This window comes from Cohnella faecalis (assembly GCF_003570905.1).
Lineage (GTDB): Bacteria > Bacillota > Bacilli > Paenibacillales > Paenibacillaceae > Cohnella > Cohnella faecalis.
Genome location: NZ_QXJM01000061.1, coordinates 1 through 11,737 on the forward strand (window position 1 = coordinate 1; position 11,737 = coordinate 11,737).

Consider the following 11,737-nt stretch of genomic DNA (forward strand, 5'->3'; position numbering starts at 1 on the left):
CCTTCGCAGAGCTGTAGTTGCCAGCCGCGTCATACGTAGCGAACTTCAATCTCGTAGGTCGTACTGCCGCTCAACCTTCCAGCAGGACAAACTTCCGATCCGCAGGAACCTCTATCGCCGTTCCTTCCCCGCAGCCCCTTGCGCCTTGTATACCGACGAAACTTTAGCGAGATCCCAGGGTCGCCCTGGAGCTTCCATGAGATCAACGCCTCGTTGTTGTCCGCCTCCGTCGTCATCTCGACAGCAGGCGCGGGAGGTATCGTATCCGATTCCGTTATTTTCACCTCGGTCTATAGACCTCACCCATCGGAACGCCCGCATAGCTCTGCACGGCGCCATCCACGATAACGTATCCGTATGGCCGTTCGCCAGTGCGGGCCGACGGGGTGAACCGGACACGCTTCGAGGCATCCCCGCCGCCCGCGCTCACTGGATCGACGAGCGTCCATACGCCGGCTGCGTCGGTATTCGTCTCGGGGTCGACGACCGCAAACAGCGTGCCCGATACCTATCGCCCTGATCGGCCGGTCGAACAGAATGTCGATATAGGCTTCCGCCGCGGCGCAGTCTCGACTTTGACCGGCTTCGCCGGCAGTATCGTAAACCATAGGAATATTGACGTCGAAGTGCGGCGGCAGCACCGTCAGCTCTTCGCTCTCGGCAGGGAGAATAGCCCTCTTTCTCATAGAGCACCTTCCACTTGCCCTCCGGCACGTCCCAGGCATATCTGCCATCCGCATCCGTATGAGCGGGTTCTCCTGCCCGTACCAGTCCGAATCCCAGACTTCCCACTGGCTTGCCGCCGCATTCCACAGCAGCGCAGTCGCCTTGACACCTTCGATCCGATCGTCTCCGTCACCTCGTACACGTAGCCGCTAGGATCGTAAATCCATTCGGGATCGGCTATTTTTTGTTCGGCTTCTTCGCACTTTGCACGTTTGATTAATATCGTCGTTCAATTTGGTTATCCATCCCGCAAGCTGAGCGTCAGCACTTTGCCGATCGCATTGCTGGCAATGGAACAGCGCAATGGTGCCTATTGCGCGAATGTGGCCGGACCGGCGACAGCCCCGGCCACCATAATGCCGGCCTTCGTTAATTCAACAGCAATAAGATGGTTTTTCAAAAAGTTAATATGATCAAGGTAAGCCGGAACCAGATAAGGATCGCAATATCTCGACACTTTGTCCATCAGGTATTCCAAATCCGTGAGCGTATCGCCGCTTCCCTGCCGTCATAGATGCTGTAGGCGGCGTCGATCGCTTTCCACGTATTCTGTCCGGCGGCGGACTCGAAGGCCAAACCGACACGGGCGGCTACGACGCCGATCGCTGCGTTCAACGCCTTGACCGGCGCAGGCTTTTTCGCGGCTCCGGACACGCCGGACAGCAGCTCCGCATACGAATGCGTCTGCGCTCCTGCTGACATTAGCGCCAGCGCCTTCTGCGCATCCAATCCCGCAGAGAACTGATCGGCCGGCAAATATCCCGTCAGCTCGATACGAAGCACACCGTCCGAGAACGATTGATTCATTCGGAATCCGTACAGCGGCACGCCCGTCTCCTTCTCCAATGCCAAATCGTTGGCGTTCGGGGCATACGTCGTCCGTTCAAGCGCAGCGCTGACACGGACTCTGGCATCGCTCTTCGCGCCAGTCAACAATCCGGTGTAAGCCATCGACTGCTTGCGATCCCCTCCTTCCCTAGGGGAGATGTAGAGATCCTCCTGGCGCGCATCCCTGAATGCGGGAGGCAACTGCTCCCTTATTTCCGCCGCTGGCGGCGGCGTCCCTCCGATGCTCTCCCCGGATTCCCGGGTACTGTAGTCGATGCCGATCGCTCCCGGCGACACCGCGTTAATCACCGCTTGAAAGACGCCGTCCTTGAGACTGGCCGGGACGCGAGTCTCTCCGATATAAAAGGCGACATCGCGGGCCAGCTCCGGACGGTTAAACTTCAACGTCGCGATAAAAGGCAAGCCGGGAGCGAACACATACGGAAACCGGATTTCGCCTTCTCTCGGATCCAGCCGTATCGTCCGTCCATCCGGCTGCCTCAACGTGAACTCGATCGGCTCTGCCGTATTCTCGTCATATTGGACGGAGGACCATGCGCTGCTCCAGCGCTGCTCCCCGAGACTCGCCTCGGCGCGAAGCTGCCATACAGCCGTATGGCCTTCGCCATCGATCTCGACGGACGTCGACCAGCGGCCGTTCGGAGCCGTCTCTGCCGTTCCGACGACCCGATCGCCGGCATATACCGCTGCCTTGCTGCCCGCGGGCGCGGTGCCCGTCACGTGGAACCTGCGGTATGCCGTTCGCCGCGGCGCCGTCATCGTCAACCGTGCAACGGCCGCCCGCGCGAATCCGATCTCTTCCTCAACCGGCTTGCCGCTCGATTGATACCGGATGCGCGGGGATATATCAAGCGACTCCGAGATCGGTTCATCCGCCACGCGAACCAAATATTGCAGTGAGCCGATTGCTCTGCTTCCGATTGTCCCCAGCGAAACGATATAACGGCCGTCCGCAAGCGCCGGCGTAACCGGCTGGCCGTTCCAGACTACGCTGCCCGGCACAAGCTCGGCATCGGCCGGAACATCGAGAACCAAAACCCCGCCGCTCAGAGATGTTGAGAGATAGTTCGAATAGGATGCGCTTACCCGAAGCATGGTGCCGGGAGCCGGGTTGCTCGTGCCAAGCAGCACGCTGTTGCCCGGCCGGCCGGCAAACGCGCCCGACTCGCCGGCGGACAGCCCGCCCAAATTGACCGTTTCGCCTTCTTGCGCGATAAATGTACGAGTCAGCGTTTTACCGCCCGGCGCGTTCACCTTCAATTCATACGTTCCCGCCCCCGGCAACTTGAGCACCAGGCTGCCGGTATAAGCCGTCCGGCTCTCTACGTACGTTTTGTTCGCGCCATTGTCCAGCCGATACAAATATACGCTTGCCGGCGTCTCCGCCAATTGACCGACCGCTTTCGTATTCAAATACGAAAGCCGGAGCACCGCTTCATACTTGAGCTTGTCTCCGATTGTCACTTCCGTGCATGCTTTTCCGTAACCGCCTTCTATGCCGTTCGCGCAAATTTTAACCGATTGTCCGGCCGCCGCGTCAACGAGCAGCGGATTCGAACTGCCCAGCAAACTGGCCGAGCTTGTAATATGAAAGTGCACCATCTCGCGCCAATCCAGCTCGTACGGTCCGATCCAGCTTCCGTTTTCCGTCTCGGTATAAAGCTTAACCTCGAAAATGGAAGGTATTTGCCGGGTATAGCGGATGTCGACCGTCTTTGTCTGGCCGCTGACCGTCGCGACCGTTATAGCCGACGAAGCGAATGCGCCGGCTACTATCGCTTGCGCGTATACGTTCCCTGCCGGAACGCCCAACGTGTATCGACCGGTCGTATCCGACTGCGCCTTATAATAATTCCCTTGGTACCAAACCTGAACCGTCGCGTCCTTCACCGGCTTGCCGTCTTTATCCGTAACCGTCCCGGTCAGCGTAGCGTCCGTCTTTAGCGTCAGCCTAAGGTCCAACCGGTTCAGCCCGCTGGCCAGCGTTACGGTCTGCTCCAGCGAAGCAAATTTCGGATCCTTCGGCGCAGCACGGATAATCGCCTTTTTGCCTACCATCTTTTTGAACGCCGGAAAACTGAGATTGCCGTTCAAGGCAGTGATCCCCGATGCGAGCGGATGCCCTTCCTCATCGGTGACGATGACATGCACATCGGGCGCGGTTCCCGACGGATTATAGATCGCCACGTTTACGCGTGCCGGAAGCAGCGGCTCGGCGCTGACGAGCTGATGGCCGCCTGCGACGATCCGCACCGGGGGAACCGGCACATCATCGAACAGATCGATGCCGCCCGCTCCGCTAAGCGTCAGCGTATAATCGTCCGCTGCGGGCAACCCTTTCAGGGTAACGCTTCGCATTCCCTTTAGCGTCGCGCTCTGATACGCATGAACAGATTTGCTATAAATAGTCAGCAAGCTGTCGTTCGGTAGATCCAGCGCGCCCGTCAGCTCGACGTCGACCGTTCCGCCGACAAGGATAGGCTCGCGCAAAGCTTCGGCCTCTGCCGTCTGTCCATCCTCTTCGATATACCCCTTAAGCGACAGCAGCTTGGCCGCAGCCTCGGGCACAGCGAGCTCGCCTTTGTATACCCCGGTCTCCGCAGCTTCGACAAGAGCCGACTGCAGCGTCCGGTTAACGCCGTTGACATCCAGATAGGCGAGTTCGGCCTTGGCCGCAGCCCCGGCGGAAGCCAGCAGCGTCAGCTTCACCTTGTCGCCCTGACCGGCATGCTGCCGGAAATAGAACGGCATCGTGTAGTTGAAGGAAGAGATGGCAAAGCCGCCGATATCGACCGTCTTCTCGACGGAATACGGAAATGGCTGCCCGTTGCCGTCCACTCCTCGAATGACATATGAATACGTTTTGCCCGGCGCTGCGGACAGATCGGTGTAGCTGCGCGCCGCAGCGTCCGCAACAGTCGCGAGCGTCTGCCAGTCCCCCGTCCCCAGCTTTCGCAAAATACGCAACGCCGAGACCGTGCCCGATCCGGCTGGCGGATCGCCCCAGACGAGCTTCACCTGCGAGCCCTGAACAGTCAACGTCAGATCGGCCAAACCTTCGCCCGCTTGCGTATGAACAGGGGCGCCGGGTCCGTCCGTCGTCCAGACGCCGCTTGCGGATGCCGCCTGTACGGTGAACGTGTAGGCGGTGTCCGACGCAAGTCCGGTTACGACAGCCTCCGTTGCGCCCGCCGGAACATCGATGACGGCAGGTCCGCCGAAAATTTTGTAGCCTCCAGCGGCGCGTTCGGCCGGAGTCCATGTCAGCTTGACGCTGGTTTTGCCGATATCGGAGGCGGTCAGCGAGCTGCCCGCCGGCCAGCTTGCGGAAGGCTCGGTCACGGCGATCCGCTGGACATACAGCCCCATTTTGGACCGCTCGCTGCCGCTGACCATATTCATCATCGACGATCTGAAGGCGAAGCGCGTGCCGTCGCGGCTGAGCATGCCGTCCGACGAATAAACCATTATTTTTATCGACGGATCGTAGGGCAAGCTGACCATCGCCGTCTTTTGCTCCAACCGATCCCGCACGAACAGGTTCGTCACATTGTCCGTATCGCCCGGCACGATGTTTTTCCCTTGAGAGGAAAATAGAACATACCGGCCGTCGCCGCTTATGCTGTGCGAGGTTATATAGTCCAGCGTCATCGGACTGCTGGCAGGCACGGTCATGAGCGGCTCGGGCACCGTTCCGGCCGGTGCGGCGCTGTCGAAAACGTAGGACATATAGGAATTGTTTTGCAAAGTAATATTAAAGACGGCATAACGTCCGGAGCTGTCAACCTTCACTGTTCCGGAGTATTTGCGATTTTCGATGAGGCCCGATAACCAGACGAGCTTCGTCGCATTCGGATCGTGCCAATCGTACCAATAGACGTCGAAGTCGGAACTCCCCGTGTCCTCGGGCACGAACGACTTGTGGCTGTTGAATGCGATCGTCTTTCCGTCGGCGCTCAAGTCGATGGAGTCGCTGCTCGCTCCGGGCGATCTGCCGTCCGGCAACAGCAAAGGCTTCAGCTCTCTGGACTCCGTGCCGAGGATTATATTGTAATAGTCGTTGCCCGCCGGCGGCTCATTCACCAAATTGACGGCATTCGTGCTGAAAATGATAGTGCTGCCGTCGGCGCTAATAACAGGCCCGAGCTGTCTCCGTTCGCTTGGCCGTTGTTTGCCAGAGGAGTGCTTATCTTCGTCAAGGAAGTATCGTCTTCCTCGTCGTAGACGCCGTTGCCGTTCACGTCCCGATTATAGAGGAAAACGTCCCACTTCCCGTTCGTATCCGCCGTCTCCGTCAGATTCGAAGCGCGGGACCCGAATACGATCCATCTCCCGTCATCGCTGATCGATCCGCCGTTTGAATTGCTATTGGCAGATTTGCCCCCCGGAGTCCGGCTGATTAGCTGCGTTGCGCCAAGCTCGGCATCGAATAGGTACAGATCCGTCGTGGGAGTGTACGAATCGCCGGGATTGACGCTGTCGTCGCCTGGAACAATCCCTTGAGCTTCCGTCAGAAACAACGTATACCGCCCGTCGCCGCTAATGTCCGCGATACGGGGAGTATCGCTTCCGGCCGGCCTGCCGTCCGAAGCGCGAACGTCCAAACGCACGATCGCCGGGCCGGCGGGCAGCTTGATCCTAACCCACTCGCTGACGCTGCGGTTGCCGTCGCCGTCCACGATCGCAACGGCGAACTCATAAAATTGGCCGTTTTCCAAATTCGGGACCAGTGCGCTTGCGACGCTTTTCGGGTACAGAACGGATTCGCGCGTCGGCCCGAATTGAGCCGCTCCGAACGTCTTCCGCCAAAACACCTTCGCTCCGACGACATCCGGATCGGACGGGTAGACCCACGAAACTTGGGCGCCTCCGAGAACACCCGCGGCATTCGCCGTCGTCCGCCCCGGTGCGTCGTCTCGGGCGCCGCCAATGTCGTTGCGGTCGCTTCTGCGACCATCCGACCAAGCGTATCCGGAGCTGCCCGCAGCGATTCGATAACGGTGCTCCGTCCCGGCTTCAGTCCTTCCGCCGCGAACGATGCGCCTGTCACGATGCCTACGACCCGATCGTCCTGCATCACCTTGTAGTACGCGGCTCCGTCGACTTCGGGCCAGCTTAACGACACATAGGCGGCACCAGATGCTGCCGTCACGACGGCTCCTCAGGCCAATCGGCGCAGACGCGCCTGACGGCAACGCTGCGGCATAAATATCGATGAAAGAATCCGGATCGGACGAAGACCCATATTCGTCGCTTTCGTCTCGAACACAATCGTACCTGCATCGGCGCTCAGCGTCGCCCTGTCTGCCGGTTGATCGGCGTTCGCGCCGCCGGCTGTCTTGCTGATCCAGCGCGTCTCGCCCGCTTTCGGTCGCGATATAAACGTCGGTCCGCCCGGCATCGGCCGGATCGAAAGCGCCGTCCGTGTGGAAGGAGACGTAGCTCCCGTCCGCGCTGATCGACGGATCGTATACGTCGACGCCCGGCTGGACACCGCCGCTGTCCACGCTCGCCAGCTCCGTCGTACGGTTCAGACGATTGTAAACATAGAGATCCTGAGAGCTCTTCGTATCCGCCGCAACAATGTTGCTCGCCTTGGATAAGTAAGCGACATATTGCCCGTCCGCGCTAATGGCCGGATAGTAGCTGTTGTTGTTGCCGCCTTTGCCGTCCGGTCCTCGGCTGACCTTCGTCATCTCGTCTTTCGCCGCATCGTACAAGTACACGTCGCGGTACTTGGGCGAGTTGTTCGGCACAATGTCGTCCGGCGTAACATCGGGGACAAGGAGTCGAAAGCGACGAAACGGCCGTCCGCGCTAATCGACAGTCTGGACGGAAATTCTCGTAAATGTATTTTTGCCTGACGATCAGCTTCGCAGCGTCCGGCTTGCCGGTCAGCGTATTCGGCCTGCGGTCCAAAAGCCATATATCGCACGTGCTTGGCTGCTGGTCTTGCCGCATAGCGACGTATCGCCCGTCTGCACTGATCTGGTACGAGCTGCCCGCTCCGGCGAACTCAGACCCCGGGACATACTCGGCAAGCCGCTGAACGGCGCCAAGCTTGTCGTCATAGAGGAACAAGTCCTCGTTCCGGTTTGTATCTCCGCTTGTCAAATTCGTCGCCTTCGACGTGAACAGGACCATAGAGCCGTCAAGGCTGACGAACGGCGCGTAGCTGTCGCCGTCCGCCTGAACGCCTCCGGCCGCGAGGCTAATCCGTTTGGTCGTTCCGCTGCGTGCGGTCTCAGGGCCGGCGATATCTTGCTTGCATTGGTTCGCCGGACCGCACGAGCGGAACGACCAAACGGATTAGCTCGCGGCGGAGGCGTTCAGGCGGACGGCGACAGCTACGCGCCGTTCGTCAGCCTTGACGGCTCTATGGTCCTGTTACGTCGAAGGCGACGAATTTGACAAGCGGAGATACAAACGCGGAACGAGGACTTGTTCCTCTATGACGACAAGCTTGGCGCCGTTCAGCGGCTGCCGAGTATGTCCCGGGGTCTGAGTTCGCGCGAGCGGGCAGCTCGTACCAGATCAGTGCAGACGGGCGATACGTCGCTTATGCGGGCAAGACCAGCAGCCAAGGCACGTGCGATATATGGCTTTTGGACGCGCAGGCCGAATACGCTGACGGCAAGCCGGACGCTGCGAAGCTGATCGTCAGGCAAAATACATTTACGAGAATTTCCGGTCCAGACTGTCGATTAGCGCGGACGGCCGTTTCGTCGCTTTCGACTCCTTGTCCCGGATGTTACGGACGACATTGTGCCGAACAACTCGCCAAGTACCGCGACGTGTACTTGTACGATGCGGCGAAAGACGAGATGAGAAGGTCAGCCGAGGACCGGACGGCAAAGGCGGCAACAACAACAGCTACTATCCGGCATTAGCGCGGACGGGCAATATGTCGCTTACTTATCCAAGGCGAGCAACATTGTTGCGGCGGATACGAAGAGCTCTCAGGATCTCTATGTTTACAATCGTCTGAACCGTACGACGGAGCTGGCGAGCGTGGACAGCGGCGGTGTCCAGCCGGGCGTCGACGTATACGATCCGTCGATCAGCGCGGACGGGAGCTACGTCTCCTTCCACACGGACGGCGCTTTCGATCCGGCGATGCCGGGCGGACCGACGTTTATATCCGCGACCGAAAGGCGGGCGAGACGCGCTGGATCAGCAAGACAGCGGCGGCGCGAACGCCGATCAACCGGCAGACAGGGCGACGCTGAGCGCCGATGCAGGTACGATTGTGTTTCGAGACGAAAGCGACGAATATGGGGTCTTCGTCCGATCCGGATTCTTTCATCGATATTTATGCCGCAGCGTTGCCGTCAGGCGCGTCTGCGCCGATTTGGCCTGAGGAGGCCGTCGTGACGGCAGCATCTGGTGCCCGCCTATGTGTCGTTAAGCTGGCCCGAAGTCGACGGAGCCGCGTACTACAAGGTGATGCAGGACGATCGGGTCGTAGGCATCGTGACAGGCGCATCGTTCGCGGCGGAAGGACTGAAGCCGGGGACGGAGCACCGTTATCGAATCGCTGCGGGCAGCTCCGGATACGCTTGGTCGGGATGGTCGGCAGAAGCGACCGCAACGACATTGGCGGCGCGCGAGACGACGGCACCGGGGCGGACGACGGCGAATGCCGCGGGTGTTCTCGGAGGCGCCCAAGTTTCGTGGGTCTACCCGTCCGATCCGGATGTCGTCGGAGCGAAGGTGTTTTGGCGGAAGACGTTCGGAGCGGCTCAATTCGGGCCGACGCGCGAATCCGTTCTGTACCCGAAAAGCGTCGCAAGCGCACTGGTCCCGAATTTGGAAAACGGCCAATTTTATGAGTTCGCCGTTGCGATCGTGGACGGCGACGGCAACCGCAGCGTCAGCGAGGTGGTTTAGGATCAAGCTGCCCGCCGGCCCGGCGATCGTGCGTTTGGACGTTCGCGCTTCGGACGGCAGGCCGGCCGGAAGCGATACTCCCGTATCGCGGACATTAGCGGCGACGGGCGGTATACGTTGTTTCTGACGGAAGCTCAAGGGATTGTTCCAGGCGACGACAGCGTCAATCCCGGCGATTCGTACACTCCACGACGGATCTGTACCTATTCGATGCCGAGCTTGGCGCAACGCAGCTAATCAGCCGGACTCCGGGGGGCAAATCTGCCAATAGCAATTCAAACGGCGGATCGATCAGCGATGACGGGAGATGGATCGTATTCGGGTCCCGCGCTTCGAATCTGACGGAGACGGCGGATACGAACGGGAAGTGGGACGTTTTCCTCTATAATCGGGACGTGAACGGCAACGGCGTCTACGACGAGAAGACGATACTTCCTTGACGAAGATAAGCACTCCTCTGGCAAACAACGGCCAAGCGAACGGAGACAGCTCGGGGCCTGTTATTAGCGCCGACGGCAGCACTATCATTTTCAGCACGAATGCCGTCAATTTGGTGAATGAGCCGCCGGCGGGCAACGACTATTAAATATAATCCTCGCACGGAGTCCAGAGAGCTGAAGCCTTTGCTGTTGCCGGACGGCAGATCGCCGGAGCGAGCAGCGACTCCATCGACTTGAGCGCCGACGGAAAGACGATCGCATTCAACAGCCACAAGTCGTTCGTGCCCGAGGACACGGGGAGTTCCGACTTCGACGTCTATTGGTACGATTGGCACGATCCGAATGCGACGAAGCTCGTCTGGTTATCGGGCCTCATCGAAAATCGCAAATACTCCGGAACAGTGAAGGTTGACAGCTCCGGACGTTATGCCGTCTTTAATATTACTTTGGCAAAACAATTCCTATATGTCCTACGTTTTCGACAGCGCCGCACGGCCGGAACGGTGCCCGAGCCGCTCATGACCGTGCCTGCCAGCAGTCCGATGACGCTGGACTATATAACCTCGCACAGCATAAGCGGCGACGGCCGGTATGTTCTATTTTCCTCTCAGGGAAAAATCGTGCCGGGCGATACGGACAATGTGACGAACCTGTTCGTGCGGGATCGTTGGAGCAAAAGACGGCGATGGTCAGCTTGCCCTACGATCCGTCGATAAAATAATGGTTTATTCGTCGGACGGCATGCTCAGCCGCGACGGCACGCGCTTCGCCTTCAGATCGTCGATGATGAATATGGTCAGCGGCAGCGAGCGGTCCAAATGGGGCTGTATGTCAGCGGATCGCCGTGACCGGCCTTCCGCAAGCTGGCCGGCGGGCAGCTCGCTGACCGCCTCCGATATCGGCAAAACCAGCGTCAAGCTGACATGGACTCCGGCCGAACGCGCCGCTGGAGGCTAACAAATTTTTCGGCGGACCTGCCGTCATCGATGTTCCGGCGGGCGCAACGGAGGCTGTCGTAACCGGACTTGCGTCGGACACCGCCTACACGTTCACCGTACAGGCGGCATCCGCAAGCGGCGTCTGGACGACGGACGGACCCGGCGCCCCTGTTCATACGCAAGCGGGCGAAGGTTTGGCCGATCTGACGTTGACTGTTCAGGGCTCGCAGGTGAAGCTCGTCTGGGGCGATCCGCCAGCCGGATCGGGCACGGTCTCGGCGTTGCGTATTTTGCGAAAGCTGGGGACGGGGGACTGGCAGACGCTCGCGACTGTTGCGGACGCTGCGGCGCGCAGCTACACGATCTGTCCGCAGCGCCGGGCAAACGTATTCATATGTCATTCGAGGAGTGGACGGCAACGGGCAGCCATTTCCGTATTCGTCGAGAAGACGGTCGATATCGGCGGCTTTGCCATCTCTTCTTCAACTACACGATGCGTTCTATTTCCGGCAGATGCCGGTCAGGGCGACAAGGTGAAGCTGACGGCTGGCTGGCGGGGGGCTGGCGGCCAGGGCCGACTCGCCCTTCTGGATGTCAACGGCGTTAACCGGACGCTGCAGTCGGCTCTTGTCGAAGCTGCGGAGACCGGGTATATACAAAGGCGAGCTCGCTGTGCCCGAGGCTGCGGCCAAGCTGCTGTCGCTTAAGGGTATATCGAAGAGGATGGACAGACGGCAGAGGCCGAAGCTTTGCGAGCCTATCCTTGTCGGCGGAACGGTCGACGTCGAGCTGACGGGCGCGCTGGATCTACCGAACGACAGCTTGCTGACTATTTATAGCAAATCTGTTCATGCGTATCGAGGCGCGACGCTAAAGGGAATGCGAAGCGTTACC

Annotated in this window: 10 protein-coding genes; 7 read left to right on the top strand and 3 right to left on the bottom strand. The window is 59.6% G+C overall.

From position 1 onward, the window contains the following. Window positions 1-299 precede the first annotated feature (299 nt). The 3 genes from D3H35_RS31080 to D3H35_RS29420 all read right to left on the bottom strand — a co-directional run bounded on the left by D3H35_RS31080 (window position 300) and on the right by D3H35_RS29420 (window position 7,331). On the bottom strand, window positions 300-686 hold the full coding sequence (locus D3H35_RS31080; protein ID WP_158594360.1) for a hypothetical protein: 387 nt from the start codon (window positions 684-686) through the stop codon (window positions 300-302). 505 nt (window positions 687-1,191) lie between these two features. Next, window positions 1,192-5,658 carry a fibronectin type III domain-containing protein gene (locus tag D3H35_RS29415; RefSeq protein ID WP_147355986.1) on the bottom strand — a complete coding sequence of 1,489 codons (4,467 nt, stop codon included), beginning with the start codon at window positions 5,656-5,658 and terminating at the stop codon, window positions 1,192-1,194. Next, window positions 5,655-7,331, bottom strand: coding sequence for a PD40 domain-containing protein (locus D3H35_RS29420; protein WP_119152621.1), 1,677 nt, complete (start codon window positions 7,329-7,331; stop codon window positions 5,655-5,657). The genes D3H35_RS29415 and D3H35_RS29420 overlap by 4 nt, the downstream gene beginning before the upstream one ends. Before the next feature lie 1,268 nt (window positions 7,332-8,599). Here D3H35_RS29420 and D3H35_RS29430 point away from each other — a divergent pair. From D3H35_RS29430 to D3H35_RS33265, 7 genes are all read left to right on the top strand, one after another. Beyond that, on the top strand, window positions 8,600-8,935 hold the full coding sequence (locus tag D3H35_RS29430) for a hypothetical protein (protein WP_119152623.1): 336 nt from the start codon (window positions 8,600-8,602) through the stop codon (window positions 8,933-8,935). 38 nt (window positions 8,936-8,973) lie between these two features. Continuing rightward, window positions 8,974-9,465 carry a hypothetical protein gene (locus tag D3H35_RS29435; RefSeq protein WP_119152624.1) on the top strand — a complete coding sequence of 164 codons (492 nt, stop codon included), beginning with the start codon at window positions 8,974-8,976 and terminating at the stop codon, window positions 9,463-9,465. Window positions 9,466-9,901: 436 nt separating this feature from the next. Further along, window positions 9,902-10,051, top strand: coding sequence for a PD40 domain-containing protein (locus D3H35_RS31085; RefSeq protein ID WP_158594361.1), 150 nt, complete (start codon window positions 9,902-9,904; stop codon window positions 10,049-10,051). Window positions 10,052-10,138: 87 nt separating this feature from the next. Beyond that, the gene (locus tag D3H35_RS29440; RefSeq protein WP_119152625.1) at window positions 10,139-10,621 is read left to right on the top strand and encodes a TolB-like translocation protein; all 483 of its coding nucleotides are present in this window, start codon (window positions 10,139-10,141) and stop codon (window positions 10,619-10,621) included. A gap of 4 nt (window positions 10,622-10,625) precedes the next feature. After that, the gene (locus D3H35_RS29445; RefSeq protein WP_119152626.1) at window positions 10,626-10,862 is read left to right on the top strand and encodes a hypothetical protein; all 237 of its coding nucleotides are present in this window, start codon (window positions 10,626-10,628) and stop codon (window positions 10,860-10,862) included. A gap of 175 nt (window positions 10,863-11,037) precedes the next feature. Continuing rightward, window positions 11,038-11,550, top strand: coding sequence for a hypothetical protein (locus D3H35_RS29450; protein WP_119152627.1), 513 nt, complete (start codon window positions 11,038-11,040; stop codon window positions 11,548-11,550). Next, the coding region (locus tag D3H35_RS33265) for a hypothetical protein (RefSeq protein ID WP_147355987.1) at window positions 11,516-11,737 on the top strand (222 nt) is incomplete at its 3' end. The genes D3H35_RS29450 and D3H35_RS33265, both read left to right, overlap by 35 nt.